24 protein-coding genes are annotated in these 25,917 nt (G+C 68.1%); 13 read left to right on the top strand and 11 right to left on the bottom strand.

Annotation, left to right across the window (positions count from 1 at the left end):
• The first annotated feature begins 8 nt into the window (after window positions 1-8).
• The 5 genes from EV138_RS09480 to EV138_RS09500 all read left to right on the top strand — a co-directional run bounded on the left by EV138_RS09480 (window position 9) and on the right by EV138_RS09500 (window position 3,459).
• The gene (locus EV138_RS09480) at window positions 9-815 is read left to right on the top strand and encodes an MBL fold metallo-hydrolase (RefSeq protein ID WP_133978010.1); all 807 of its coding nucleotides are present in this window, start codon (window positions 9-11) and stop codon (window positions 813-815) included.
• Window positions 806-1,210: a nuclear transport factor 2 family protein gene (locus EV138_RS09485; protein ID WP_133978011.1), complete on the top strand. Its 405-nt coding sequence runs from the start codon at window positions 806-808 to the stop codon at window positions 1,208-1,210. The genes EV138_RS09480 and EV138_RS09485 overlap by 10 nt, the downstream gene beginning before the upstream one ends.
• A 116-nt stretch (window positions 1,211-1,326) precedes the next feature.
• Window positions 1,327-1,746 (top strand): hypothetical protein, encoded by a 420-nt coding sequence (locus EV138_RS09490; protein ID WP_133978012.1) that lies wholly within the window; start codon window positions 1,327-1,329, stop codon window positions 1,744-1,746.
• Window positions 1,747-1,762: 16 nt separating this feature from the next.
• Window positions 1,763-2,614 carry an NmrA family NAD(P)-binding protein gene (locus tag EV138_RS09495; RefSeq protein WP_133978013.1) on the top strand — a complete coding sequence of 284 codons (852 nt, stop codon included), beginning with the start codon at window positions 1,763-1,765 and terminating at the stop codon, window positions 2,612-2,614.
• Between the two features lie 146 nt (window positions 2,615-2,760).
• A complete protein-coding gene (locus tag EV138_RS09500) occupies window positions 2,761-3,459 on the top strand; it encodes an HNH endonuclease family protein (RefSeq protein WP_133978014.1) in 699 nt (232 codons plus the stop codon).
• A gap of 2 nt (window positions 3,460-3,461) precedes the next feature.
• On the opposite strand, the gene EV138_RS09505 is transcribed toward EV138_RS09500, so the two are convergent.
• The 5 genes from EV138_RS09505 to EV138_RS09525 form a co-directional block, all read right to left on the bottom strand.
• On the bottom strand, window positions 3,462-4,784 hold the full coding sequence (locus EV138_RS09505) for a sensor histidine kinase (protein WP_133978015.1): 1,323 nt from the start codon (window positions 4,782-4,784) through the stop codon (window positions 3,462-3,464).
• Window positions 4,785-4,786: 2 nt separating this feature from the next.
• Window positions 4,787-5,467: a response regulator transcription factor gene (locus EV138_RS09510; RefSeq protein ID WP_133978016.1), complete on the bottom strand. Its 681-nt coding sequence runs from the start codon at window positions 5,465-5,467 to the stop codon at window positions 4,787-4,789.
• A 32-nt stretch (window positions 5,468-5,499) separates the two neighbouring features.
• Window positions 5,500-6,129: a hypothetical protein gene (locus EV138_RS09515; protein ID WP_133978017.1), complete on the bottom strand. Its 630-nt coding sequence runs from the start codon at window positions 6,127-6,129 to the stop codon at window positions 5,500-5,502.
• Between the two features lie 81 nt (window positions 6,130-6,210).
• Entirely contained in the window at window positions 6,211-7,155 is a 945-nt protein-coding gene (locus EV138_RS09520) for a hypothetical protein (RefSeq protein ID WP_133978018.1), read from the bottom strand.
• Between the two features lie 19 nt (window positions 7,156-7,174).
• On the bottom strand, window positions 7,175-7,783 hold the full coding sequence (locus EV138_RS09525) for a hypothetical protein (protein WP_133978019.1): 609 nt from the start codon (window positions 7,781-7,783) through the stop codon (window positions 7,175-7,177).
• 141 nt (window positions 7,784-7,924) lie between these two features.
• Between EV138_RS09525 and EV138_RS09530 the strand changes: the two genes are divergently transcribed.
• The 3 genes from EV138_RS09530 to EV138_RS09540 all read left to right on the top strand — a co-directional run bounded on the left by EV138_RS09530 (window position 7,925) and on the right by EV138_RS09540 (window position 15,532).
• The gene (locus EV138_RS09530; RefSeq protein ID WP_133978020.1) at window positions 7,925-9,103 is read left to right on the top strand and encodes an amidohydrolase family protein; all 1,179 of its coding nucleotides are present in this window, start codon (window positions 7,925-7,927) and stop codon (window positions 9,101-9,103) included.
• 94 nt (window positions 9,104-9,197) lie between these two features.
• Window positions 9,198-10,325 carry a M48 family metalloprotease gene (locus tag EV138_RS09535; RefSeq protein WP_166678540.1) on the top strand — a complete coding sequence of 376 codons (1,128 nt, stop codon included), beginning with the start codon at window positions 9,198-9,200 and terminating at the stop codon, window positions 10,323-10,325.
• A complete protein-coding gene (locus EV138_RS09540; protein ID WP_133978022.1) occupies window positions 10,322-15,532 on the top strand; it encodes an AAA domain-containing protein in 5,211 nt (1,736 codons plus the stop codon). Before EV138_RS09535 ends, EV138_RS09540 begins: the two co-directional genes overlap by 4 nt.
• A gap of 54 nt (window positions 15,533-15,586) precedes the next feature.
• On the opposite strand, the gene EV138_RS09545 is transcribed toward EV138_RS09540, so the two are convergent.
• Together EV138_RS09545 and EV138_RS09550 are read right to left on the bottom strand one after the other, a co-directional pair.
• Window positions 15,587-16,225: an SDR family NAD(P)-dependent oxidoreductase gene (locus EV138_RS09545; protein WP_133978023.1), complete on the bottom strand. Its 639-nt coding sequence runs from the start codon at window positions 16,223-16,225 to the stop codon at window positions 15,587-15,589.
• 52 nt (window positions 16,226-16,277) lie between these two features.
• Window positions 16,278-17,129: a tryptophan 2,3-dioxygenase gene (locus EV138_RS09550; RefSeq protein ID WP_238158039.1), complete on the bottom strand. Its 852-nt coding sequence runs from the start codon at window positions 17,127-17,129 to the stop codon at window positions 16,278-16,280.
• Window positions 17,130-17,260: 131 nt separating this feature from the next.
• Here EV138_RS09550 and EV138_RS09555 point away from each other — a divergent pair, with 131 nt between their 5' ends.
• Entirely contained in the window at window positions 17,261-17,800 is a 540-nt protein-coding gene (locus EV138_RS09555) for a hypothetical protein (RefSeq protein ID WP_133978024.1), read from the top strand.
• A 137-nt stretch (window positions 17,801-17,937) separates the two neighbouring features.
• Entirely contained in the window at window positions 17,938-19,404 is a 1,467-nt protein-coding gene (locus EV138_RS09560) for a glycoside hydrolase family 76 protein (protein WP_133978025.1), read from the top strand.
• A 254-nt stretch (window positions 19,405-19,658) separates the two neighbouring features.
• Here the strand turns inward: EV138_RS09560 and EV138_RS09565 are convergent, their stop codons facing one another.
• Both EV138_RS09565 and EV138_RS09570 read right to left on the bottom strand, forming a co-directional pair.
• Complete coding sequence (locus EV138_RS09565; protein ID WP_133978026.1) at window positions 19,659-20,942, bottom strand: hypothetical protein; 1,284 nt, start codon at window positions 20,940-20,942, stop codon at window positions 19,659-19,661.
• Window positions 20,939-21,454, bottom strand: coding sequence for a SigE family RNA polymerase sigma factor (locus tag EV138_RS09570; protein WP_133978027.1), 516 nt, complete (start codon window positions 21,452-21,454; stop codon window positions 20,939-20,941). Before EV138_RS09570 ends, EV138_RS09565 begins: the two co-directional genes overlap by 4 nt.
• Window positions 21,455-21,563: 109 nt before the next feature.
• On the opposite strand from EV138_RS09570, the gene EV138_RS09575 reads away from it, so the two are divergent.
• The gene (locus EV138_RS09575) at window positions 21,564-22,061 is read left to right on the top strand and encodes a DUF2505 domain-containing protein (RefSeq protein ID WP_133978028.1); all 498 of its coding nucleotides are present in this window, start codon (window positions 21,564-21,566) and stop codon (window positions 22,059-22,061) included.
• Window positions 22,062-22,166: 105 nt separating this feature from the next.
• Complete coding sequence (locus EV138_RS09580) at window positions 22,167-22,361, top strand: hypothetical protein (RefSeq protein ID WP_133978029.1); 195 nt, start codon at window positions 22,167-22,169, stop codon at window positions 22,359-22,361.
• A gap of 4 nt (window positions 22,362-22,365) precedes the next feature.
• On the opposite strand, the gene EV138_RS09585 is transcribed toward EV138_RS09580, so the two are convergent.
• Window positions 22,366-23,223: a lipase family alpha/beta hydrolase gene (locus tag EV138_RS09585; protein ID WP_133978030.1), complete on the bottom strand. Its 858-nt coding sequence runs from the start codon at window positions 23,221-23,223 to the stop codon at window positions 22,366-22,368.
• A 149-nt stretch (window positions 23,224-23,372) separates the two neighbouring features.
• Between EV138_RS09585 and EV138_RS09590 the strand changes: the two genes are divergently transcribed.
• On the top strand, window positions 23,373-24,011 hold the full coding sequence (locus tag EV138_RS09590) for a TetR/AcrR family transcriptional regulator (protein WP_133978031.1): 639 nt from the start codon (window positions 23,373-23,375) through the stop codon (window positions 24,009-24,011).
• A 143-nt stretch (window positions 24,012-24,154) separates the two neighbouring features.
• On the opposite strand, the gene pruA is transcribed toward EV138_RS09590, so the two are convergent.
• Complete coding sequence (gene pruA, locus EV138_RS09595) at window positions 24,155-25,783, bottom strand: L-glutamate gamma-semialdehyde dehydrogenase (protein WP_133978032.1); 1,629 nt, start codon at window positions 25,781-25,783, stop codon at window positions 24,155-24,157.
• Window positions 25,784-25,917 lie beyond the last annotated feature (134 nt).

Genomic DNA, 25,917 nt, shown 5'->3' on the forward strand with positions numbered 1-25,917 from the left:
TTACCAGCATGACGAATCTTACGTACACCATCATCGACGCGGCCGACACATCGTTGAACAAGACCAGCGTGCTGATCACCGGCGAGACCGAGGCGGTCGTGGTCGATGCGGCCTTCACCCGCGCCGACGGCCACCGGATCGTGGCGGCCGTGCTCGACTCGGGCAAGCGGCTCACGACCGTCGCGATCACCGCCGGCGACCCGGACTTCTACTTCGGTGCCGAGGTCATCGCCGATGCCTTCCCCGAGGCCGTCTTCGTGGCTCCGGCCGACGTCATCGAGCACATCCAGCACAGCTACCAGGCCAAGCTCCAGGCCTGGGCGCACCTCGGCCAAAACCTCCCGACCCGCTTGGTCGACATCGCCCCGCTCACAGAGCCGACCATCACCGTGGACGAGACGACGATCGAGGTACGCCGTGCCAGCAACCTGCTCGGCGACCGGGCCTGGTACCTGTTCGACCCGACCTCGCGCTCGCTGGTCGGTGGCGTCCTGCTCTTCGAGGGTCTGCACGTCTGGACCGCCGACAGCGCCACACCAGAACTTCGAGCCGAGTGGATCCGGGTGCTCAACGACCTGGAGGCGCTCGCTCCGGCGTACGTCGTCGCAGGCCACCGCGTCGCCGATGCGCCGACCGACCTGACCGCCATCGTTCACACGCGGGAGTACCTCGAGTTCTTCGAGAAGGCGATCGAGTCCGCCGCGGACGCGGCCGAGGCCGAGGCCTCCTTGCTGACCGCTTACCCGGAGGCCGGCCTGAAGATCGCGGCCGGTCTCGGCACGAAGGTCGCCAAGGGCGAGATGACATGGGGCTGACCGCCGACCTCATCCCCGCGGACGTCGTACGGAGGCAGTACCTCGCCTCGGCGGCCGGCGATCTCGAGGCGCTGCGGGCAACGCTGGCTCCCGATGTGGAGTGGACCGAGATGGCCGGCTTCCCGTTGGCGGGTACCTACCGCACGCCCGACGGAGTGACGGCGAACGTGATGGAGAAGCTCGCCGCCGAGTGGGACGACTGGACCGCCCACGACGACACGTACGTCGTCGATGGGGAGAACGTCGTCGTACTGGCTCGCTACACCGCACAGCATCGGTCGACGGGCAAACCGCTGGCTGTTCGGGTGGCGCATCACTTCGTCGTGCGTGGCGGACTGATCGTGAGATTCGAGCAGTTCGTCGACACCGCGCTCGTTCGCGACGCCGCAGCCTGAGGACGCGGAGAACCCGGTAGTGCGGCGCTGGGGACCAATGGCCCTGTTCGATCGATTGCGGCCGGCCCACGCTGGTGCTCGGAAGCTCAGCATCCGCACCGCCGCCGGAGGCCACGATGAAAGGCAAGAACAGGACCCTGCTCGGGTTGCTGCTGTTCAACGGTGTCACCGCTATGGGTGGCGGTCTCGCGCTGATGACCGGGTGGATCCCACAACAGCCTTCCTGGGTGCGGGAGACCGACTTCACCAGCAACTACTTCCCGGGCGTGATCCTGCTGGCCGTGGTGGGTGGCAGCTCGCTGATCGCGGCCGTCGCCCTGCTGAAAGGCGCCGACGGTTGGCAACTGACCAGCATCGTCGCCGGGATCGTCATGGTGTTCTGGATCGTCGGCGAGGTGGCTTCGATCCGTGGATTCCACTTCCTGCAGGTGATCTACGGGCTGTCCGGTGCCCTGGTGGTGTGGTGGACTCCGACCCGCCGCGCATCGAGCGAGACTCTCCGCAAACGACCTGATCCCGCGCTCGACCGACGATGACCTTGGAAGGACGGATATGAGCGTTCTCGTGACCGGGGCGAGCGGTCGGGTGGGGCAGCATGTCCTCGCCGAACTGACCCGGTCGGGGGTCGCTGTGCGGGCTGCCTCCCACGGCGCTCCGCCGCCGGGATGTGACAGCGTCCCGTTCTCCTTCACCGACTCCGCCACCTGGGACGGGGCAACGCGCGGAGCGACGGCCATGTTTGTCATCCGGCCTCCGCAGATCGGCAACGTGAAGCGGGACATGCTTCCTGCCTTGGCCGCCGCGCGCCGCAACGGAGTGCGGCGGATGGTCTTGTTGTCGCTCCAGGGCGCCGAGCACAACCGCGCGGTCCCGCACTATGCCTTGGAACAGTGGCTACGGGCTTCCGGTCTGGAGTGGACGTTCGTGCGCGCCGGATTCTTCATGCAGAACCTGTCGACCACCCACGCCGCAGAGATCCGGGACCTGGGCAGGATCATCGTTCCGGCCGGCCGTGGCCGTACGTCGTTCGTGGACGCACGGGACGTCGCCTCGGTCGCCGTGTCTGCTCTGACCGGCGGCGATCTTGTCGATCGCGCGGTGACGCCCACCGGCCCGGAGGCACTCACGTACCACCAGGTCGCCGACATCCTCAGTGCGGAACTCGGGCGTCCCGTGCGCTACGCGAATCCTGGCCCTGTCGCCTTCTGGCGACATCGCCGTTCCTGCGGTACGCCGCGCACCGAAGCGGCGGTCATGCTCGCTCTCTACAGTGCCTGCCGGTTCAACCTGGCAGGAACGACGACTGGCGACGTCGCTGCCGTCCTGGGCCGTCCACCCATCACCTTCGCCGAATTCGCCCATCACGAGCGCAACGCCTGGCAGTCCTGCGAAAGCAAGCTCTGACTGCCGATCTGGCTCCGGAAGTTCACCGGTGGGTGGACGTCGGGGATGTTGCCGTCGGCTACTTCGTGAGGCCGTGATAGAACTCGCCAGCGACGAAGCTGACGAGTCGCCTCCGCCGATCAACGAAGTGAGTGCCGCACCCACCGATGACGCCTGCCTGCCGCCCTCTTGCCCTCGTCCTCTGCCTGGTTCTGTTCACCACCGCTTGTACTGCGATCGAGCCACAACCCGCCGAACCCGCCGGTACTTCGGCCAGCTCGATCAGCGCCGAACTCGCGAAAGTCAAAGTGGTTGCCGCCCGCCCGAAAGTGAAGGGCTACGGTCGCGAGTGCGGTAAGGACGGCGCGTGCTCCTTCGGCCCGGCGTGGTCCGACAACCACGCGGGGCCAGGCGGTCATGACGGCTGCGACACCCGCGACAACGTGCTGGCCAAGCAACTGACCGAGGTGACCTACAAGCCCGGCACGCGGCAGTGCGTGGTGATGTCCGGCAAACTGCTGGATCCCTACACCGGCCGGACGATCGAGTTCCGCAAGGCGGCGGCCGGCAAGGTGCAGATCGACCACCTTTACCCGCTGGCCCGTGCCTGGGACCTCGGTGCCTCGACCTGGCCGGCGCAACGCCGGGTGGACTTCGCGAACGACCAGGCCGACAACCTGCTGGCCGTCGACGGTGCCACCAACGCCAGCAAGTCCGACCAGGGCCCGGGCGAATGGCTACCGCTCAACAAGTCCTTCCGCTGCACGTATGTGGCTCGCTACCTGCACGTCGCGGCGAAGTACAAGCTGCCGATCACGCGCGACGACCAGAAGGCGGCGCAACTCCTCGCCCCGACCTGCCACTAGCGTCAGGGCGCGCCGAGGGTGAGGTGAACCGAGGAACCGGCCGGCAGGTTGGGACGGATGGTGAGCCGTCCGCCGGCCGCTTCGGCACAGCGGCGCGCGATGTCCAGACCGAGCCCGGTCGAGCCCCGGTCGCTGCGGCCGCGCTCGCCTGCCCCGAGCGGGATGCCGGGGCCTTCGTCCGCGACGACGATCAGTACGCCGCCGGCCGCCTGGCGGGTCAGGATGATCCGGGCCGGTGTGCCGTCGGGAGTATGGGCGACGACGTTCTCGACCAGCGCGTCCAGGGCGGCGGCCAGATCCTCGGCCGACGACCGTACTTCGGCCGGTGGGGTCGGCAGGTCGAGGGTGAGTTCCCGGCCCTGGTCCTCGAACAGCGGCTCCCAGAAGGCCGCCCGTTCCCGGGTCACCGCCACGGCGTCGCAGTGCGGGACCCTGCCCTCGCGCTGCGGCCTTCGGGCCGCGCTGATCACTGCCGTGAGGGTGCGTTCGAGGCTGTTGACCTGGACGTTGAGTTCCTCGGCACGATCCCGGTCCGGGAGCGCCTCGACCTGGAGGCGGAGCGCGGTCAACGGCGTACGGAGTCGGTGGGACAGGTCGGCGACGGCCTCGCGTTCGACCGCGATCACTTCGTCGATGCGGTCGGCCAGGCCGTTGAGCGCGGCACCGACCTTGGCGACTTCGGCGGGCCCGGTCGTGGGCGCCCTGGCATCGACGTCGCCCTTGGCGAGGCGTTCCGCGGTACGGGCGGTTTCTTCCAGTGGACGGGCGAGGCGGCGGGAGACGACTTCCGCGCCGACGACGCTCAGGATCAGGACGCCGAGGCTGGCCGCGAGCAGGATCAGCAGCTGCGGAACGAGTCCCTGGTAGACCTCGTCCACGGTCAGGAACAGGCAGACCGAAGCCGGCCCCGCCTGCGCGTCGACCGAGACGTCGGTCGACACCCCGCCGTCGACCTTGCGGAACGACGCGTCCGAGATCTTCGGCGGCCCCTTGTCGTCGCCGTCCCCTTCGTCCGGCCCGCCGGGCAGGTACTTGGGAGTCGGTACGCCGCCCGGCGGCGGGTCGCCCAGCGTCGTACCGTCGGCCAGCCGGACCGAGATCCGGCCGGGGCCCTGGCTGCTGATGCCCGCGATGTAGGTCTTGATCTCGTCGGGGGTGTGGTTCTTCTCGCCGACGTAGTACGCGACGGCCTCGGCCCGGTAGCGGGCGTTCTTCAGGGACTCGTCGGAGGCGGCGCCGCGCATCAGCAACGTCAGCGGGATCGCGAACGCGAGCACCACCAAGGTGGTCATCCCGACCGAAAGGAACATGATCCGGCGGCGCATGCTCAGGCCTCCGCGAGCTTGACGCCGACGCCGCGCACGCTGTGCAGGAAGCGCGGTTCCGCGGCCGTCTCGCCGAGCTTGCGCCGCAACCAGGACAGGTGGACGTCGACCGTCCGGTCGCCGCCGCCCCACGGCAGCCCCCACACCTCGGCCAGCAGTTCGCGTTTGGTGACGACGGCACCCGGCCGGCGGGCGAGCGCGACGAGGAGGTCGAACTCCTTGCGGGTCAGGTCGACCGGGTTGCCGTCGACGGTGACCTCGCGGCTGCGCGGATCGATCGACAACCCGCCGAGGGTCAGCGCGACATCCTCCTGCTGGTCGGCGCCGCCGCGTCGCAGTACGGCCCGGATCCGCGCGTCGAGCTGGGCCGAGCTGAACGGTTTGATGACGTAGTCGTCGGCGCCCGCATCGAGCAGCCGGACCACGCTGGCGTCGTCGTCCCGGGCGGTCGCCACGATGACCGGTACGTCGCTGACCGCGCGGATCATGGCGAGCACGTCGCGACCGTCGAGATCGGGCAGGCCGAGGTCGAGCAGCACGACATCGGGCCGGTCCCTGGCGACCGCGGCGACGCCGTCCGCGCCGGCGGCCAGCGCCGTGACGACATGACCGGCCGCGGCCAGGGACTTGCCCAACGAGGTCCGGATCGCGTCGTCATCCTCTACCAGCAGTACCCGCGCCATACGGTGAGCGTAGACGGCAGGTGGCTGGCGGTTCAGCTCTCCAAGGCGGGTTTCGGCAATCGCAGGCCGGTGGTGCGCAGTTCGAGGTCGGCGAGCTGGGTGATCACCGCGGCGTCGCCTTCGCGCCAGGCCGTGACCGGGTCGGCGGAGATCTTGGCGAGCTTGTGCATCGGCTGGTTCGCCATCGCCCGGAGCGCGAACAGGTCGAGGTCGGCCGCGTTGTCGATGAACTTGCGCGCCGCGGTCGCCCGGCGGGAGAACCGGATCCGGCGCGGCAGCCAGATCAGCAACGCGAACAACACCGGCAACCCGATCGTGACGCCGGCCAGCAGATAGGCCAGCTGCTCGACCGCGTGTGCCTGGTCTCGCCCCGCCTCGGCCAGCTTCGTCGCCGCGCCCGCGGCCCCGTCGATCGGCGACCGCAACTGGTCCCCGACCAGTGGCACCTTGCCGACGGGCCCCGACATGTTGTGCAGATCGCCGGCCAGCCCGTCCCCCGCCTCGGCGGCCTTCCGGCCCGGATATCCCAGCGCGTTGGTGATCTTGAAGACCGTCAGCCCCAGCGCCGTACAGAACGCGATCCAGCCCAGCAGCATCAGGTCCCCGAACACCTGCCCGAACCGCTGCGTCCCCACATCCGAGTAGAGCTTCACGTCCGCCATCCCCTCAATCGTTCGGGCCAGACCTCACTCATGCCCAACTCCGACCCGCGCGACACTACTGACCGGCGCGGCACGGAGGAGCTACTTCCGGCGTGTTTTGCTCCGCGGGATGGCTGGCGCCTGATCGCCGGCAGTCCAGCGACCTGAACCCCACGCAGACATCAACCTCAGGCCGAATTCATGGACCTCGGCCCAGTAGCTGTCCGGCTGCTGGAACCGCGGGCGTCCCTCGACCTGAAGAACGTCCAACTGATCATCAAGCTGCTGGGCGGTTCGGTGGGCCTCGACGAGCAGTGCCTTCGGGTGGGCCGATCCGGCGAACGACTCCAGCGCGACCAGACTTGAAGTCACCTTCAACAAAGCGGACCAGTCAGGTCTTATCGGAGCCATTTCACCAACAAGATCGCGAAGACTGGTTTCTCGCCGGAGCGAGTACGAGAAGCGATTGCCGACTTGTCTGCGCTTGAGCAGGCCGGCCATCTCGAGTACTTCGCATTCGTCGGCCACATTGCGTTTGGCGTAACCGATACTGTTCGCGATGACCGAGACGGTGGCCGTCGAGCTCGTTCCGGGCGCCGGCGGAACCGCAAGGAAGTACCGCAGGATTTCCGTCCGTGCGCCGATGCCGAACATTGCACGGAGCCGAAGCCATACCCGGGATTGCCGATCGAGGGAATCGAGATTCGATCGACCGGTCGGCTGGTACCGATCCTCCTGGGTGGCCATCGGCCACCGAACGTTCGAGTGGGCATTGATCGTCGCCGCGAACCGTCCCCAGGCGTTGTTCGGGTCAGGATGATCTCGTAACAGATTCCTTAGCCTCGCCAGGGAGACGTACCGCGGATAGCGAATGCACCAGTCCAGCGCCTCGTCCCGCAGGCGCGGCTCGTCCTCGCCGAGCGACGCAGTACGGATGATGAGGGGTTCTGGATCGACGGCCCAGGCACCGTGCGTTCGCTGCCACCCCGATACCCCCAGTTCGACCCAAGCACCCCAGACAAGGTTCAACTCCTCCTCGGCCAGCAAGTGTTCGGCGGTTCCGCCGCTAGACATCGACATCGTCCAGACCCATCAGGATCAGCATCTTGATCAGCTCGGCCTCGAAGCCTTCGGACGCGTCATGGGTTCGGGTCCACCGGGCCGCCGACCGCAGTTCGTCGGCACTCGGTTCCAGATCTTTGAGATCAGACAGGTGTTTGCTGGTGCGGTAGCCCGACTGATCGACCGCCGCGTAGAGCTTGAAGCAGATCAGGTCGAAGCGTCCGACGACATGGATCTCGAGCGGACCGTATGCACGAACCGAGACGCGCGTTTCGAACCCCGGTGGCAGACCGAAATCGAACAGCGAAGCCGGCCCGTTGTTCAACCAGTTGTCAGGAAGTCCTAGTGCCAGTCCTACATCACGGGCTGCCTCGGCGAGCGGAGCAGGAATCGTCTCGGCCTTCACATAGCGGTCACTGCGAGCGATACCGAGCACGTCCAGGTCTGCGGTGGGACGATCGATCACTCCGAGCAGTAGCAGGCTGCTGCCGCCCGCAACAAGGATCCGACTCGACAGCTTCCTGCTCTCGAGTACGGCGCCGAGGGTCTCCAACGCTTCCTCAAGCTGTTCCCGGCCCATCATATGAGCAGCATACTCGCGCATATCGAGCATGTAAATTGCTTGATTCGCGCGATGAAGCTGCGCGGACCGTTCTTGCTGCGGTCGAGTCCCACTCGACTCCCTGAACACTCGCTCTGGCCAGTCAGTGGTGGAACTACTGACTCCCGGCGTTACGAGAGTTACCGTCGGTGCGTGTTGGGTCTTCGGGTGGGCGGGGTGTTCGACGGGGAGCAGTACGCCGGCGGTGATGCTGTGGTGCTTGTCGATGGGCAGCGGATCGAGGCGGTGTTGCCGGGCGACGCGGATCTTCCGGCTGGGTGCGAGGTGGTGGCGTACGACGGTGCGACGGTGGTGCCCGGGTTGGTCGACGTACATGTGCATCTTTGTTGTGACAGTGGGCCTGCGGCGCTGGATCGGATCCCGGACTGTAGCGATGACGAGCTGGACGCGGTGATCGAGAAGTCGCTGGCGGATCAGCTGGCGGCCGGGGTGACGGCTGTGCGGGATCTGGGCGATCGTTCGTGGGCCGTGGTGGACTGGCGCGGCGGTGGTGATCGGTCCGGGTTCCCTGCTGTGGTGGCGAGCGGGCCGCCGATCACCGTTCCGCAAGGGCATTGCTGGAACATGGGCGGTGCGGTGTCCGGCCCGGACGAGCTGCGGCAGGCGGTTCGCGAGCGGGCCGAGCGAGGGGCTGATCTGGTGAAGATCATGGCCAGCGGCGGCGTCAACACTCCGGGGACGGACCCAGCGGCGGTGCAGTTCGACGTCGAGGAACTCCGGCTCGTGGTCGACGAAGCGCGCGCGGTCGGGCTGCCCGTCATCGCGCATGCGCACTCCCTCAACTCGATCAAGTACGCCCTGGCCGCAGGGGTCGACGGAATCGAGCACTGCTCCTTTCTGGGACCGGACGGCCTCGACGTCGCGGACTCGGTCGTCGCGGACCTGGTCTCCTCCCGTACTACGGTCTGCCCGACCCTCGGCGCTCGGCCCGGCGCCGTTCCGCCACCCGCAGTACTGGAACTGATGCGCCGCACCGGGCTGGACGTCGAGACCCGCGGGCGCCTGTACGCGGACCTTTATCGGGCCGGCGTGCACCTGGTCTCGGGGTCCGACGCGGGCATCAACCCTGGGAAGTACCACGGCGTCCTTCCCGAGTCCGTGATCGCGATGGTCGCCGGAGGAATCCCCTCGACCGCTGCCCTCGCCTCGGCCACGTCCCAAGCAGCCATCGCGTGCCGGTTTCCTCGCAAGGGCCGGGTCGTTCCCGGCTACGACGCCGACCTGGTCGTTGTGCCGGGCAACCCCGTCGACGACATCACCGCGCTGCGCTCCCCGGTAGCGGTGTATCTGATGGGTACCAGAGTTTCCTGACTTTCTTGTCTGTGGGGCTCGTTAGGGTGGCGCTGTGGTTCGAACTGTGGGGCCGTTGAGTTATCACCGGAGCGTGCTGGGGCATGTTCGCCGGGTGGATCAACGCGCGTGGCAAGCCCTGCTGCCGACCGCGGGCAGTGACCCCGGGCTGGACGAAGCGTTGCTGCGCCACACCTACCGGCTCGACGAGGACGGCCACGCCGAGTTGCACGCCGCAGGGCGACAGGCTGCGGAGGCGCTCGGGCTCGACGTGCCGATCGAGTACTACCAAGGCGAAGGGTCCGCGGCCCCCAACGCGAGGTTGCTGCACCAGCCGTCCAAGGCGGTCATCCTGTTCGAGGGTCCGCTGCTGGAGCGTCTGGACGCCGGCGAACTGGCCGCGATCTGCGGTCACGAACTGGCCCACCGGCTGCTCTGGACCCTGGAGGACGGCGCCTATCTCGCCGTCGACCGGTTGCTCGACGCCGCCGCGGGTGACGCCCGGACGCCGGGGCAGTATCTGGAAACCCATCGGCGCTGGGTGATGGCATCGGAGCTGTTCGCCGACCGTGGTGCCCTGGTGGCCTGCGGTGATCTCAGTACTACGGTGCGCGCGCTCCTCAAGACCCAGACCGGCTTGGCCACTGTCGATCCCGAGGCCTATCTGCGGCAAGCCGACGAACTCGACCTGAGCACGGGCTCGCGAGGCACCAGCCATCCCGAGGGAGTCGCGCGGGCCTGGGCGTTGAAGAACTGGCTGGCCGACGAGGATGTCGAGGTCTTACTGACCGGCCCGCTCGATGTGGACTCGCCTGATCTCCTCGATGCCGCCTTGTTGCGTGAGCTGAGCACGGACTTCGCCGCCCATATCGCTCAGACCGAAGGACTGCGGACGGACGCCGTCGCGACGTACGCGGCCGGCTTCGCCGATCCACCCGGGCCTCTCGGCGTACCGGGCGGGGTGATCACCAGGTTCGACGAGCCGCTGGCTGTGCGGCCGGTCGACGGGGCGCCGATCCCGCGGCCGAGGTCGTTGACCCCGGCAACCAAGCAGTATCTGTGCTATCTGCTGCTCGATCTGGCGACGGCCGATCCCGAGACCGGTGACGCAGGGTTGATCGCCTCGATGGGCGTTGCCCGCAAGGCAGGGCTCACGCCGTACGACGATCTCGCGGACGACGAGCTCGGCTGGTCCGACAAGCGTCGCGCCGAGCTCGCGGCCGCCGCGGAGGCGCTCCGATGAGCGGCGCGCGCGACCTGGTGGCCTTGGCGGTTTCCCGGGGTGGGCTGGGCAGCGACGCCTTGCTGGCGGCTGTGTTGCCGTTGTTCCACGCGACGGCAGAGGTGCACGAGCGCGGCCTGGTGGCGCCGTTGCGCGGGCTCGACAAGCTGACCGTCGACGATCACAGCCGGCTCGGCTTCGCACCGGAGTACGCGGCGCGGCCTCGCCTGGTGGCAGCGGAACTCGAAACCAGGCAGGGACATCGGTCCGATGCGGTCGACGTGATCGCGCACCGGCAGGAGGAGATCGACCTCGGCGCGAGCGGCGGCCGGCGCCGGGTCCAGGTCACCGATCCGATGCCGGAGGCCATCACCGCACCGGTGCTGGTTCCCGGCTGGCAGAGCTGGGAGCACGTGATCGGGCATCACGACCCGCTGACCGACATCTTCAGCCTCGGCCAACTGCTGATCGGCCTCGGCGGTGGCCTCGACCTCGACCGCGCCGACGACGTCGCCCGGCTGATCGATGCCCGAGGCAACTTCTACTCGCTCGGCTCAGGGCTGCATCCGGTGATCCTCTCGGTGGCGGCGCAGATGGCCGAGCCGGACCGGCACCACCGCGCTCAGGATCTCCGCTCACTGATCGAGCAACTCGAGAACTATCGCGACCAGCCGCTCGATTTCGATGTCGACGCCATCACCTCCGGCGCCGCGGACCGCCGGGCCGCCGTACTGCGGGCGCTGCGCGACCGGCTGTTCGATCTGTCCCGCCGCAACCGGCTGGTCAACTTCCGGCACACCGCACAGACCGTGAACCTGACCGAGGTCTCCGTCCCGTTGATGCTGGACCTCCGGACGATCCGCGCGGAGCAACTGTTCACCTGGAACGCCGACCTCGCCGCCCGGCTCGTCGGCGGCTCGGCCCAGTCGCTCGGCAAATGGATCCGGTACGACGAGGCGCCGTACGCCGCCGGCTCGCTCGACAAGCTGATCTCGACGGCGCGCCGCGACCGGGCGGAGTACGGGCAGGATCAACTCAGGCTCGTGCCGGCCTTCCTGCGCTGGCACGATCTGAAGAACGACCCGGAGACCCGGCTGACGTCGCCGCTGGTGCTGGTCAAAGTCGAGCTGGCGAAGAAGCGCGGCGTACGGGATTCGTACACGCTGCGGATCACCGATCCGGTCGCGGAAGTGAACCCGACGCTGCGGCACCATCTGCACCAGCTGTACGGGATCACGCTTCCGGTGACGGTCGATCTGACTGAGCCCGACGCCATCGCAGTACTGCATGAGCGGCTGGCCAAGGAGATCCAGGCATCCGAGCCGGGGTTGCAGCTGCACCTGCGGGAAAAGCCGCGGATCGATGTCGTCCGGCAGCGGGCGATGGTCAAACTGCGCAACTACCGGCGTCGCCAGCACGGAAACACGGCGAACGAGTTCGGCGGACGGCACTACTCGTACTCGTATCGCCGCTCCGACTACGAGCCGCTGGGCGTGCAGATCTTCCGGAATCAGCTGGCCGCGCAGGAGTTGCCGCTGAGCATCGCACTCGGTGCCGATCCCGCGCCGCGGCAACCGGGGGCGCTCGAGACGGACACGTACACGATCGACACGGACGGCGGACCGTACTCGTGGGACGTCGACCTGTGCGCGGTCGCGCTGGCGAACTTCAACTACCGCACGCTCGGGCTGGTCCGCGACTACGACGAACTGCTGGAGACAGGCCGGTCCTGCGCTTCCTTCGAGCAACTGTTCTCGGATCGGCCGCGGCCGATCAGCAGTGAGCCGCCTGAGTTGCCGGTTGAAGCAAGGCATCTGGTGGTGCCGGCGGATGGTTCGCAGGTGGCGGCTGTCGCGCGGGCACAGCGTGGTGAGAGCTTCGTGATCCAAGGGCCGCCGGGGACGGGGAAGTCGCAGACGATCACGAACATGATCGCGGACTTCGTCGCGCGCGGGCAGCGGGTGCTGTTCGTGTGCCAGAAGCGCGCGGCGCTGGATGTCGTGCACGCACGGCTCGCGAGTAGGCGGCTGGACGGGCTGTGCACGCTGATCCACGACTCGCAGGCGGACAAGAAGGCGTTCGTCCACGGGCTGCGCGACACCTACGAGACCTGGCTGACCGCCGAGGACGACGCCGACGAACTCTCCGTACGCCGGGATGCCCTGTTGTCCCGCGTCAACCACCTCCTCACCACCGTCGCCGAGTTCGAAACCCTGCTGGAACAACCCTCGAGCACCCACGCGGGATCGGGTAGCCGGTCGGGAACCGGCGATTCGGCCGGGTCGGGTGCTCCGACGCCCTCGCATACCCACGCGGGATCGGGTAGTCGGTCGGGATCTGATGGTCCGGCCTTGCGAGTGGTGGTTGGCAGGCTGGCGGAGTTGCGGGATTCGCGGTGGGGCGACGGACTGGGAGCCTCGGAGCGGCGGTTGGTTCCGTCGGCGGGCGAGTGGTGGGCAGGGCGGGATGCGGTGGAGCGCTTGGGGCAGGCGCTGCAGACGGCTGACCCGGCGAGCGGCGGCGTACTGGCTCGGAGTCCGCTCGCCTTTGTCGCGCCGGAGGTCTGGGCGGCTCCGGCTGCGGACGCCGAGATTCCTGCTCGCGCCGGCGAGCTGCGCGACCACTGGGACGCGGTTTTCGCTGCTCTGCAAGGCGCGGCGGCAGATGAAGAGGTCGGCGACCGGCCGTTGGAGTGGGTGCGGAAAGTTGCCGACCTCGGCGTCGTGTTGCTGCCGCTGGTCGAGCGAGGACTGGGTACGGCGATCGAGCCTTCGTCCAGCGCCGGGCAGAAGTTGGCAGAAGCTGTCGAGCGCCGGGAGGCGCTGATCGCGGCGGAACAGCGCGCTTGGGAGGCGGCCGGTGAATGGCAGGATCCGCTCTCACCTGCCGACGCGCGCTCGGCCCTGACAGTTGCCCAAGGCAAGGAAGGCGGGCTGTTCTCCTTCCTCAGCGGGGACTGGCGCCGGGTGAAGGCGCTGGTTCGTTCGCGGCACGACTCGTCCGGGCGAGCAGTTCAGCCTTCGGTCACCGAGTTGCTGACGAAACTGGTGGCCGCGCACGACGCGGCGGCCGCGGTCACGCAGTACGAGAGTGAGACCGAGCGCGTGTGGGGGACGCGCGATCCTGGCGAGTTGGCCGAGCGGCTTCAGCGGTTCCGGAGGGATCCGTCGCTCGTCGGGCTCGCCGTTTCCGAGCGAGCCGCGAAGCTGGCCGCGGTAGCGACCAGCCTGGAGGCGGCGGACGAAGCGACCCGCGGATTCCTGATCGAGGCGTACTCGGGGTTGACGCTGGCCGCAGTACGGGAGGTTTCGTCGGCTTTGTCCTCGGCGCAGTTGGTGCCGGCGATCCAGGCGCTGGTGCCGGCGATGCGTGCGCTTGCGGAGTGCCCCGCTTCCGTGGCAGTCGCAGTACGGAGGTTGGAGGCGACGCCTGCGCAACTGGAGTACGCCGTGTGTGCGCTGCACTGGGAGCGCGCTCGGGCGACCGGTCCGCGGTTGACGTCCGCTCAGCTGGACGACGTGGTCGGTGAGCTGGGCATGGTGTACGACGAACTCACCGGGGTCAACGCCGATGTGGTCGTGGCCGGCGTACGGCGGCGGTTCCTCGCCGAGGTCGCGCACTCCGAGTTGAGCGTGACCGGGATGTCGGCGGAGGATCGCGCGCGGAAGAAGACCTTCAGTGCCGGTCGGCGGGAACTGGAGCACGAGTTCGGCAAGGTGATGCGGTACAAGTCGATCCGCGAACTTGCTTCGGGCTCGCCCGGTTCGGTGGTGTCGTTGCTGCGGCCGGTGTGGCTGATGAGCCCGTCGTCGGTGTCGGACACGTTGCCGCTGGACGCGACGTTCGATGTGGTGATCTACGACGAGGCGAGTCAGATCCCGATCGAGGAGGCGATCCCCGCGCTGCACCGGGCGCCGCAGGTGATCGTGGTCGGCGACCAGATGCAGTTGCCGCCGACGCAGTACTTCCGGGTGACGACGCCGGCTGTGGACTCGGAGGAGGACGCCGATGACGCGGTCGGGGTTGCGCTGACCGACGACAGCTTCCTTGCGATCAGTGCATTGCGGCTGGCGTCGACGATGCTGACCTGGCACTACCGGAGCCGGTCGGAGGCGCTGATCTCCTTCAGCAACGCCGCTTTCTACCAAGGCAGGCTGGCCACGATCCCGGACCGGCTGCCCGCAGTACCGGCGCCGCCGTGGACCGTACGCGCCGGTGCGCCGGTCAGTTCCGAGATCGCGGACGGCGTACTGGCCGGCAGCATCACGTCGGTGCGAGTCGTCGACGGCACTTACGTACGGCGTACGAATCCGGCGGAGGCGGACTGGATCGCCGGGTTGGTGCGCGAACTGCTCAATCGCGAGACGGGTAAGAGTCTTGGCATCGTGGCGTTCTCGGAGGCGCAGCAGGGCGAGATCGAGCGGGCGCTGGATGAGTTGGGCGAGCAGGACCCGGAGTTCGGCACGCGGTACGAGGCCGAACAGGTGCGGACCCGCGACGACCAGGACGCCGGGCTGTTCGTGAAGAACCTGGAGAACGTGCAGGGCGACGAACGCGACATCGTCATCATGAGCGTCTGCTACGCCGCCGGACCGGACGGGCGGATGCTGATGAACTTCGGCCCGATCAACACCTCCGGCGGTGAGAAGCGCCTGAACGTCATCTTCAGCCGCGCCCGCGAACACATGGTGATCGTCAGCAGCATCGAACCCGAAGCGATCACCAACACCTACAACGACGGCGCCAACACCTTGCGCCGCTTCCTCACCTACGCCAACGCGGTCTCCCAGGCCGACCCCGAAGCCACCCGAGCAGCCCTGGCCCCGTACGCCGTCACGCGCCGCGCGCCGGCCGGCCGCGCCTCAGGCGGCACCGGTACTCCCGCCGGCCGCCACCGCACCGTGGACCGGTCCGCCGTCATCGAGCAACTGGCGCAGCGACTCGACGAACTCGGAGTCGTGGTGGCAACACAGGTCGGCGAATCGGTCTTCCGGTGCGACCTGGCTCTCCGCCGCCCCGAAGACGAGGGGCACCGAATCGCCGTACTGGTCGACACGCCGCAGCGAGTAGCCGCCGACTCGCTCCTGGAGCGCCTCACCACCCACCCCCGCACCCTCACCACCGGCGGCTGGCAGGTCCACCACGTCCTCACCACAGAGTGGACCGACTCCCCCGACAAGGTCCTCAGCCACCTGACCGAAGCCCTGAACCGACCCACCGACCGATAAGTCCGCCATCAGCCGAAGATGCGAGCCACCTCGGTCTCCGGAGCCAGTTCGCGCTCAGAGCACGACTTCGTGGGTCCATTCCGTGGGTGGTTGGCTGTGGAGGCGCCAGTAGTGGTCCGCGATGTCGTCCGGGTCCCACACCGAGCCGGGCGCGACTCCGCCGCTGACGGTCACGGTTGCTGCGTGGATGCCTGCTCCGCCGTACTGCTGGTCGAGCATCGTCACGAGCGATCGCACCCCCGCCTTGCCGAGAGACAGGCTCAAGTAGCCGGCCTTCGGTTGCGGCATCCCGCCGGTGATGATGAAGGTTCCGCCGCCGCGCTCGACCATGGCCGGTACGACGTGCGCCGCGGTGGTGATCGCACCGACCACGTTGACCGCCCACGCGTCCAGGTGCTGCTGGGCCGTCAGGTCGCCGATCGCGTCGGCTTGGATCACCGCCGCGTTGTAGACGACCACATCGGGGACGCCATGTTCCGCGATGATCCGATCCAGCGCCGCCCGCAGCCGGTCCTCGTCCGAACTGTCCGCCGCGACGGCGACGACCTCGGCGCCCGCCAGAGCATCCGCGGCGAGCTTCAGCTTCTCCTCGGACCGCGCGATCAGCCCCGCGCTCATCCCTTCCCGGACGAACCGTCCGGCCACCGCGACGCCGATCCCCGGCCCAACTCCGACAACAACGACTCCGCCCATCCCCCGACCCTAAAGCCTGCCCCCGAGGTCAAGGTCAAGAGTGGGCGGGGAACTACAGCGAACTGCGGAGGTGCCAGAGGTGGGGGTAGTAGCGGAGGTCGAGGCGGGAGCGGAGGTAGCCGGCGCCGGAGGAGCCGCCGGTGCCTGGTTTGGTGCCGATCATGCGCTCGACCATGACGACGTGGCGGGCGCGCCAGGCGGCGGCCAGTTCGTCGTGCTGGAGCAGGGCTTCGGCGAGTTCCCAGGTGGCGGCGTACTGCGCGCGGTCGGTCGCCACCGTCTGCAGGGCCTTGCGCAGGTCTTCGTCGGAGCCGACGGAGAAGCCCGCCGCCTCCAGGACGACGAGGAAGGCCTCCCACAGCGTCGGCTCCTCCAAGCGCCGCTGCAGCCGGACCTTCTCGTCCTCCGACAAACCGCGGAACCGCTTGACGAACGAGGGGTCCTTGGCCCCGGACAGGAACTCGATCTCCCGGAACTGCACCGACTGGAACCCGCTCGCCGGTGACAGCCGGTGCCGGAACTCGCCGAAGTCCTGCGGCGTCATCGTCTCGAGGATGTCGACCTGCTGGGTGAGGGTCCGCTCGATCGTGTGCACCCGCCGGAGCAGATGCTGGGCGAGCCAGAGTTCGCCGGACAGCATCGCGTCCCGGGAGGCGGTCAGCTCGTGCAGGACCTGCTTGAACCACAGCTCGTACACCTGGTGGATGGTGATGAACAGCAGTTCGTCATGCGCGGGCGGATCGGATTCCAGCCGTTGCTGGTCGAGCAGAAGCCCCAGCCGCAGGTAACTACCGTAGGTGAGCCGGCCGCCTTCTTCGCCGAAGTTGACGTCGACCCCGTCCCATCGCCCGGTCACCGCTTCGCCGCCGGTATCGGCTCCCTCTGTCTCGCTCACGCTGGTCACGAGGCCGAGGATAGCCGTCTCACGGAGAGTGAACGCGCGGAGCGAAAATCGCGACCCGGGTGACCGCAGCCTCAGTCGCTCGTTGCTTCGGAAGAGAGTTTGTTCGGGCAACGAGGAATGGCGAGCCGGTCATGAGCGACACCACCACCCTGCAAAGGCCCCTGCTGACGGCCCGCTCCCCGATCAGCTCAGCCGACGTCGAGGCGATCAGCCCCGCGGACGCCGAGGCAGCTCTGCTCGCCAACTATCCCGACCTGGTCCGCATCGCCTACGCCCTCTTGCCGGCGTACGTCGGACGCCATCGCCGTGTCATCGCGGCTCACGGCGTGGTCCAGCGCGCACTGCCCGATCACCGGCGCCTCGAAAGGCTTTTGCGCGGCGCCACCGACGCCAGGTCCTTCGTCCGCGACCGCGTGCGACAGGAAGCGATCAAACAAGCACAAGCCCGTACGCCGTGGTGGGTGCTGCCGCAGGTCTGGGGACTTCGCCTCCTCGCGTGGTTCGCGGCACCCGACAACACCTCGTTCGACCCGTGCTCGCTCCAGCCGGTTCGTCGTACCGAGCTGGCCCGCCGCAACGCCTGCGGCCGCACGGTGGCGATCCTCGTGACGTCATTGCTGGCGCTCGGAATCCTGGCAACGCTCATCGCCGAGGCAGTCAACAGCGCCTGATCAACCAGCGCTGTCCTCTGCGTTCTTGTCTCACGTTTCCCCCGAGCTGCCATCACGCGACGTATTGACCCCTTCACGAAACGCGCCTTACCTTTCGATGGAAGCGCTCTCTTCCTACCGCCCCAGGGAGAACGACCATGATCGTCGCAGTCGTCACCACTGCCTTGCTGACAGCGTTGTCGCTTCCGGCCGGCGCGCCACCTCCCCCAGTCCCCTCCACTCCGGCGGTGCCGATGAGCTCGAGTGCGACCATTTGCAACAAGTACTGCGACGCCCGCGACCCCGCGCTCTCCCCCGGCGACCGCACCCCGGTCAGCGCGACGATCTTCGGCCGCACGCTCCGGCTGCACTTCGACGACGCCGACGCGATGGGCTGGGCCTCGATCGAGAACGGCAGCCCCGGCGACGAGGTGTGGCTGGACCGCTCGATGGACGGCGGCCGCACCTGGTCCGGCGGCAGCCGCCTCGGCAACACCGCGATCCCGTCCGGCCAGAGCGGCTGGCGAACGCTGATGTACAACGTCGACGACTGGAACAACCTCGGCGTCGGCGCCCTCCGCGCCTGCGGCAAGGCCGGCGATCGCCCCGACATCGCCTGTACTGCGTGGGCCCGGACCACCTGGAACGCGGGCGACCGGCGTACGGCGGCCGCGACCGCGCAGATGCAGTTCTACAACCTCTCGACCGGCAGGTTCGACACCACCGGCTGGTGGAACACCGCCAACGCCCTGAACGCGATCATCGACAACGCGCGCATCACCGGGATGCCGAGCTACAAGTACGCGATCGCAAAGACCTACGACCTCAACGTCAACGCAGCGGAAGGCCAGTTCCGCAACGACTACCTCGACGACACCGGCTGGTGGGGGCTGGCATGGATCGCGGCGTACGACCTCACCGGGGAAGCCCGCTACCTGCAGACCGCGAGAGCCGACGCCGACCACATGGCGGCGTACTGGGACGGTACCTGCGGTGGTGGCGTCTGGTGGAGCGAGGCGAAGACGTACAAGAACGCGATCTCCAACTCGCTCTACATCCAGCTGAGCGCCGCTCTGCACAACCGGATCGCCGGCGACACGACGTACTTGCAGCGGGCGCAGAACGGGTGGACCTGGTTCCAGCAGACCGGGATGATCAACAGTGCGCACCTGGTGAACGACGGCATCAACCTGTCCACCTGCAAGAACAACGGCGACACGGCGTGGACCTACAACCAGGGTGTGTTGCTGGGCGCGCTCACTGAGTTGTCCAGGGCAACGAACAACACGGCGTACCTGACCACTGCACGCCAGCTCGCGGATGCCGCGACGACTTCGAGCAGCCTCAACACCTCCGACGGAATCCTCAGGGAGCCGTGCGAATCCGGCGACTGCGGCGGCGACGGACCCACCTTCAAGGGCGCCCACGTCCGCGGCCTCGGCAAGCTGAACGCGGCCCTGTCCGATCACCCGTACACAACCTATCTACGCCGCAACGCCGACCGCGCCTTCGCAGCCGACCGCACAGCAATGGACCAGTACGGCCTGCACTGGTCCGGCCCCGTCGACAAACTCGACGCCGCCCGCCAACAAAGCGCCCTGGACCTGATGAACGCCGCCTCCTGAACTCCCGCCCACACGCACTCCAGCGTCGCCCGCGGTTCCGCACCTGCTTCGGCGGACCCCATTTGCCAACTGTTGCTGTTAGCAATTGATTGCAGGACACACCACCTCAGGCCCTCCTTGCCCGGATGACTCCTGTCGCGCGGGGAGCTACGGGAAGACAGGGGGCTGAAGTTCAACTACTCGCATGAGATGGTTCGAGGCGGCCGGGGTGCCGGCCGCCTCGGGTACTTGGTCGTGGATGAATTCCGTCTGAGTTACTTGTCCAGCTTGGGATCGGTGAGGAGTTTGAGGAGCTGGTCCTTGCTGATCGCGCCGGCCGGGACCTTGTTGCCGGGGTAGAGGATGCGGACGTGCGCGGAGTCGCCGTCGGGTTGAAGGTAGGTGCCGCCCATCACGTACATCGGGCCGCCCTGATAGGTCATCGCCCGCTCGCCGAACATCACCTTCTTCCCGTTCGGCAGGGTGATCGGACCGCACTCGACCAAGATCGAAAGCTGTTGATCACAAGGGCTGACGCCGGTCGACGCGTCGACACCGACTTCGATCGTCGCCGACACCGTGCCCTGACGCCAGGTCAGCTTGTAGTCGACTTCCTCCGTGACCTTCTCCAACGCCCCGCCGGTCAGCGTGCCACCAGGCACCGCCCGCACCACAGCGGCGCGGAACTCCTTGGCCGTCGGGTAGAAGCCCCTCAGCGCGTTCTCGTGGTTCTGCTCGTTCCCGGTCAACTTCGGCAGGTTGAGCCGGTCGTCCTGGACGAGCGCGAGCAGCATCTGGTCGGTGATACCCATGTTGTGCACGGGAATCTCGGTGTTGTTGCCGAACAGGGTGCTGACCGAGACGCTGACCCATTCCCCGTCCGGCTGCTGGTACAGCACGTCCGCGGCGTCGCCCTTGCGGCCGAGTTGTGCCGTCCGGCCGTTCGGCAGGTTGACCGCGTGACAGGTCATCCGAGGCTCGGAGGTGGTGCCACACGGCCTGGGCGTCCTGTTCTTCGGCTCGATCGAGAGAGCGACGTACCCCTCGGCTCCCATCTGGCCCGGCATCCGCCAGCCGATCCGGTTGCCGCCGCTCAGGATGGTGCCGAGCTGCCGGTCGACCTTGAACCCGCCCGAACTGAAGTCCAGGTGCACCTTCTGCGGATCGAGCCGGGCGTAGATGGCAGCGTTCAGGTTCCGGACGAACACCGCGTCCGCACCGGACCCTTGCACCGGAGTGGCCGGTACCGGCTTGTCCCCCGTCGTGTCGGGACCAGGGCCGATGCTGGTCGGCGGGATGCTCGGCGTCGCCGACTGGCCGGCGACGGGTCCGCTGTCGGGGGCCGGGCTCGCGTTCGGCGTCAGCCAACTCGTGACGCCGACGGCCAGTACGGCGACCGCGGCCGTCGCGCCGAGCACGCTGCCACCGGCCAGTACGCGGCGGCGGCGGAGCCGGCGGCGACCGGCGGAGAGGTCGTCGTCGAGTGCCCTTGGCAACAGGTCGTCCTGCTCGGCTGCAGCCGCTGTGAGGCGTTGCTGCAGTAGTTTCTCGTCGATCATCGGTCGTTTCCTCCTACGGCCCCGAACTGCGGGGCGAGCAAGTCGTTGAGGCGCGCGAGAGCGCGCGAGTTCTGGCTTTTCACCGTGCCGGGACTGCACTGCAGGTCCCCCGCGGTCTCCTCGATGGACATCCCGAGGAAGTGCCGCAGGACGACCACCCGGCGCTGGCCGAGCGGCAACGTCGCCAATGCGTCCATCAGCGCGGTTCTGTCCTCGACCGCCGGGCCCTGGCCCGCTTGGGGATCCAGGCCTTCCAGCCCGGCCTCCTCGCGGCGCCACGGCCGGCGGCTCTCGTCGATACCGGAGTTCACCAGGATCCGGCGTACGTAGGCATCGACGTTGCCGGTCCGTTGGACCCGCGGCCAGGCGACGTACAGCTTCATCAAGGCCGTCTGGACCAGGTCCTCGGCCTTGTGCACGTCGCCGCAGAGCAGGTACGCGATCCGCCGGAGCTGGGTTCTTCGTTGCACGACGTACTCGCTGAACTGTTCGTCGCGTCTCGTCTCAGCCATCCACTGTCCCCTCGATCGTCCCGTCACCGATGAATACGGAACTCTCAGGCGTGAGGTTGTCAGGCTCTCACGACGGTGGTGACCGACGGGCAATGCCATGATGTCGGCCATGGAGCTGAAGATGTCGGCGTCGTACGACGCGACCCCCGAGGAAGTATTCGCCATCGTCACGGACGCCACGTTCCGCGAGCAGGCCTGCGAGAAGACCAAGGCGCTGTCGTACGACGTGAAGGTCACCACGTCGGGCGGCGACACGGTGGTGCGGGTGCAGCGTGAGATGCCGTCGGACGACGTACCGGACATCGCCCGCAAGTTCGTCGGCCAGACGCTGACCGTGGTGCAGACCGAGACCTGGCACCCGGCGAACGCCGACGGTTCGCGCAACGCCGACGTGAAGGGCGAGATCGCCAACACCCCGGTCACCCTCAAGGGCACGGCGACGATCAGCTCCACCGGCGGCGAGACGGTTCAGGCCATCGACCTCGACGTGAAGGTGGCGGTGCCGCTGATCGGCCGCAAGATCGAGCCGTTCGTCGTCGAGGCGATCCGCAAGGGCCTGCAGAAGGAGCACGAACTCGGCCGCGACTGGCACGACGGCACCAACTGAGCTGGCCGGTGGCCGGTCGCTGGTGACCGCCGTGTCGCTGCGCTGAGTCCGGGCCCTCCGGTGGCACTCTGAAAGTGACGAGTTGCCACCGGAGGTGAGCCTGCTATGCGGAAGCGCCGGACCGTCGCGCAGTCGGAGGATTCGCAGTACTGCGTGTTCTGCGACGCTGTCATGCTCTTCGAGCGGATCGAGGCGGCCGATCACCCGGTGGACGATCCCGCCGGCGAGTGGATCTGCGTCAGTTGCGGTACTGCCTTGCTGATCGGCCCACCCGTGCAGTACCTGCACCACACCGCCTGAGGAGTTACAGCGGCGGACCGAAGCCGCAGATCACCGGGTGCGCGTGCGCAGGATCGAGCGCGTTCGCGACCAGTTGGGCGACGCTCGGGTCGAAGGCGAGGCCGACATGGCCGACCGGATCGAGCGGGCAGGAGTCCTGGACGAACTCGTTGCGTACGCCGGGCTCCCGGATGAACGAGGTCTCGTGCGGCGTCACGAGCGCATCGAAGCGCGACGCGATCACCGTGTATTTCACGCCCGGCTGAGCGATCGGGCCGGCGGTCAGCTTCTGTACTTCGGAGCCGCCGACGATGATCTCGTCGCAGGCGGGGCAGCCGAAGTCGCGTAGTACCTGGTCGACCTGCGGCCGGAGACCGAGGTAGTCGCCGACGCTGACCAGCCCTGCGAACGTCGTACCGTGCGTGGGCGGCGCGAGCGCGACGACGCTGGCGACCTTGCCGGCGTACCCGCGGACCTTCGGGCCGTAGATGCTCTGGAAGCCGCCCTCCGAATGACCGACGATGCTCACCTTCGCGGCGCCGGTCGCCGTCCGGACCCGGTCGATGAAAGCCTCGATCTCGGCGGCGGACTGGACCACCGACACGGTGCCGCCGACCGGGATGGCCGGGGTCACCTGGCCGTAGGTGAGGGTGAAGGCGCAGTACCCCTTCGCGGCGAGGTACGGGCCGAGGTACGAGTAGTTGCCGCCGAGGCCGTGCAGCAGGACCAGGGGTTCCGGGTGCGCGGCGGATGGTTTGCAGGACCAGTCGTCGAAGCCCGCGGCTGTCGATGACTGGGTGGCGGCAGTCGCCGCCGTTGCTGAGGTGGCGAGCATCGCGGTGGCCACGAGGGTCACGGCGGCTCGCCTGAGGACTTTGCTCATGACGGCTCCCGGAATGGCGTACAGTCCTGTGCCTGAGGGTAGTGACAGGATGACGGACAGTTGAGCACGGGGTTCGGGTTACGAACAAGACCTCGTGTTCATAACAGACCAATTGGTTACCGGGCGTGGCAGCCGGGTAACGTGCACGCATGGGGCGACTGATCAGAGGACTGGACGCGGACGAGCGCCGTGCGGAACGCCGCGAGCAACTCCTCGACACCGCGCTCGACCTGTTCGCGGCCAACGGTTACATCAACACCACCATCGAGCAGATCTGCACGACGGCGTTCATCGGGACGAAGAGCTTCTACGAGGTCTTCGAGAACCGTGAGTCCTGCTATCTCGCCCTGCTGCAGCGCACGTCGGAGCGACTCGAGGCCGACATGATGGCCGTCGCCCAGAAGGGTGTGGGCAACGAGAAGCAGGCGGTCCCCTCGCTGATCGCCGCCTTCGCGCACGCGCTGGTCGACGACCCGAGGGTCGCCAAGGTCACCTTCGGGATCGCCGCGGGGATCTCGGAGACGGTCGAGCGGCAGCGCCGGGCGAACCGCCGCTGGGCCGCCGCATTCCTGGAGGGCATCTGGGACCGGTACGACGAGGTGCCGGTGCGCGACCCGGCCGACCAGCGAATGCGGCACGCCGTCGCGATCGGCCTCGTCGGCGGCCTCTTCGACCTGATCTCCGACTGGCTCCTGGACGCGAACCTCAAGTCCCCGACCCAACTCGAAGCCCTCATCGACGACATGACGACCTTCTACATCGTCGTCCGCCGAGGCCTGGGCACCTAACCCGGCCCCGGCGGCACGCAGTACTGACCAGCTTTGGTTGGCCCCGCCTCATTCAGCCCTGGCGGGACCCTCCACCACGCCTTTCTTTCTTCCCTTGTTCAGCCCTGGTGGGGCCCTGCACCACGCCTTTCTTCTTCCCTTGTTCAGCCCTGGTGCGGGTAGCGGTAGTCCGTGGGCGGAGCGAAGGTCTCCTTGATCGAGCGGGGGCTGGCCCAGCGGATCAGGTTCCACATCGAGCCGGCCTTGTCGTTCGTACCGCTGGCCCGCGAACCGCCGAACGGCTGCTGCCCGACGACCGCGCCGGTCGGCTTGTCGTTGACGTAGAAGTTGCCCGCCGCGAACCGCAGATAGTCGCTCGCCTCCGCGACCGCGTGCCGGTCCTGCGCGATGACCGCACCCGTCAGCCCGTACGGCGCTGCGCTCTCCATCTGCCGCAGGACCTTCGAGTAGTCACCGTCCTCGTACACGTGCACGGCCAGGATCGGCCCGAAGTACTCGGTCGTGAAGATCTCGTCGGTCGGGTCGTCGGAAACCAGCAGCGTCGGCCGGACGAAGTACCCCTCGCTGTCGTCGTACGTGCCGCCGGCCAGCACCTCGATCCCGTCGACCTGCTGAGCCCGGTCGAGCGCCGCCTTGTGCTTGCCGAACGCGCGGTCGTCGATGACGGCACCGATGAAGTTGGACAGGTCGGCGACATCGCCCATCGTCAGCGAGTCGGTCTCCGCCGCGATCTCGTCGCGGATCTTGCTCCACACGCTGCGCGCGACGTACGCGCGGCTCGCGGCCGAACACTTCTGACCCTGGTACTCGAACGCGCCGCGGACCATCGCGGTCTTCACGACAGCGGGATCCGCCGACGGGTGCGCGAGGATGAAGTCCTTGCCGCCGGTCTCGCCGACCAGCCGCGGGTAGGTCTTGTAGCCCGCGATGTTCTGGCCCACCGTGGCCCACAGGCTCTGGAACGTCTTGGTCGAACCGGTGAAGTGGATACCGGCCAGGTCGGGGTGGGTCAGCGCGGCCTTGCTGACGTCGATGCCGTCGCCGGTCACCAGGTTGATCACGCCGGCAGGCAGTCCGGCCGCCTCGAACAGCCGCATCGTCCAGTGCGCCGCGAACTGCTGGGTCGGCGACGCCTTCCACACCACGGTGTTGCCCATCAGCGCGGGCGCGCTCGGCAGGTTGCCGGCGATCGCGGTGAAGTTGAACGGGGTGATCGCGTAGACGAAGCCCTCGAGCGGGCGGTAGTCGGTGCGGTTCCACACCCCCGGCGAGGAGACCGGCTGGTCGTTGAGGATGGTGCGCGCGAAGGCGACGTTGAAGCGCAGGAAGTCGATCAGCTCGCAGGCCGCGTCGATCTCGGCCTGCTGGACCGTCTTCGACTGACCGAGCATGGTCGCCGCGTTGAGGGTGTCGCGCCAGGGACCGGCCAGCAGGTCGGCCGCCTTGAGGAAGATCGCCGCGCGGTCGTCGAAGGACAGCGCCCGCCACGACGGCGCCGCCGCCAGCGCCGCGTCCACGGCAGCCTTGCCGTCGGCCTCGGTCGCGTTGCCGAGCGTGCCCAGCACGTGGGCGTGCTTGTGCGGCTGGACGACGTCGATCCGCGCACCGCCGCCGAGCCGCTCCTCGCCGCCGATCGTGCAGGTCAACTCGATCGCACCGGCCGCGTTGAACTCCTTGACCTTCGCCTCCAGGCCGGCCCGCTCGGGCGAGCCGGGCGCATAGCCACGGACGGTCTCGTTGACAGGTGTCGGGACGGCGGTGACGGCATCCATGGTGCGGTGCTCCTCGATCAGCTCAGGTGTACGCCGGGACAGGACAGCGGGTCGCGCGGGGATCGCCCACGCAGGTCCGCGCACCCCTCATGCTGCCACGCGAAACCCGCAGACCACGAACCCGACTGGTCCGG

Origin of the sequence: Kribbella voronezhensis (genome assembly GCF_004365175.1) — a bacterium.
Classification (GTDB): Bacteria; Actinomycetota; Actinomycetes; order Propionibacteriales; family Kribbellaceae; genus Kribbella; species Kribbella voronezhensis.

Excerpts from the sequence above, each read along its gene's own strand:
- EV138_RS09565 (WP_133978026.1), bottom strand. The coding sequence starts at position 20,942 with ATGATCGACGAGAAACTACTGCAGCAACGCCTCACAGCGGCTGCAGCC.
- EV138_RS09585 (WP_133978030.1), bottom strand. The coding sequence starts at position 23,223 with ATGAGCAAAGTCCTCAGGCGAGCCGCCGTGACCCTCGTGGCCACCGCG.
- EV138_RS09575 (WP_133978028.1), top strand. The coding sequence starts at position 21,564 with ATGGAGCTGAAGATGTCGGCGTCGTACGACGCGACCCCCGAGGAAGTA.
- EV138_RS09555 (WP_133978024.1), top strand. The coding sequence starts at position 17,261 with ATGAGCGACACCACCACCCTGCAAAGGCCCCTGCTGACGGCCCGCTCC.
- EV138_RS09525 (WP_133978019.1), bottom strand. The coding sequence starts at position 7,783 with ATGCTCGATATGCGCGAGTATGCTGCTCATATGATGGGCCGGGAACAG.
- EV138_RS09545 (WP_133978023.1), bottom strand. The coding sequence starts at position 16,225 with ATGGGCGGAGTCGTTGTTGTCGGAGTTGGGCCGGGGATCGGCGTCGCG.
- pruA (WP_133978032.1), bottom strand. The coding sequence starts at position 25,783 with ATGGATGCCGTCACCGCCGTCCCGACACCTGTCAACGAGACCGTCCGT.
- EV138_RS09480 (WP_133978010.1), top strand. The coding sequence starts at position 9 with ATGACGAATCTTACGTACACCATCATCGACGCGGCCGACACATCGTTG.
- EV138_RS09515 (WP_133978017.1), bottom strand. The coding sequence starts at position 6,129 with ATGGCGGACGTGAAGCTCTACTCGGATGTGGGGACGCAGCGGTTCGGG.
- EV138_RS09510 (WP_133978016.1), bottom strand. The coding sequence starts at position 5,467 with ATGGCGCGGGTACTGCTGGTAGAGGATGACGACGCGATCCGGACCTCG.
- EV138_RS09580 (WP_133978029.1), top strand. The coding sequence starts at position 22,167 with ATGCGGAAGCGCCGGACCGTCGCGCAGTCGGAGGATTCGCAGTACTGC.
- EV138_RS09490 (WP_133978012.1), top strand. The coding sequence starts at position 1,327 with ATGAAAGGCAAGAACAGGACCCTGCTCGGGTTGCTGCTGTTCAACGGT.
- EV138_RS09495 (WP_133978013.1), top strand. The coding sequence starts at position 1,763 with ATGAGCGTTCTCGTGACCGGGGCGAGCGGTCGGGTGGGGCAGCATGTC.
- EV138_RS09500 (WP_133978014.1), top strand. The coding sequence starts at position 2,761 with ATGACGCCTGCCTGCCGCCCTCTTGCCCTCGTCCTCTGCCTGGTTCTG.
- EV138_RS09570 (WP_133978027.1), bottom strand. The coding sequence starts at position 21,454 with ATGGCTGAGACGAGACGCGACGAACAGTTCAGCGAGTACGTCGTGCAA.
- EV138_RS09540 (WP_133978022.1), top strand. The coding sequence starts at position 10,322 with ATGAGCGGCGCGCGCGACCTGGTGGCCTTGGCGGTTTCCCGGGGTGGG.
- EV138_RS09590 (WP_133978031.1), top strand. The coding sequence starts at position 23,373 with ATGGGGCGACTGATCAGAGGACTGGACGCGGACGAGCGCCGTGCGGAA.
- EV138_RS09560 (WP_133978025.1), top strand. The coding sequence starts at position 17,938 with ATGATCGTCGCAGTCGTCACCACTGCCTTGCTGACAGCGTTGTCGCTT.
- EV138_RS09485 (WP_133978011.1), top strand. The coding sequence starts at position 806 with ATGGGGCTGACCGCCGACCTCATCCCCGCGGACGTCGTACGGAGGCAG.
- EV138_RS09505 (WP_133978015.1), bottom strand. The coding sequence starts at position 4,784 with ATGCGCCGCCGGATCATGTTCCTTTCGGTCGGGATGACCACCTTGGTG.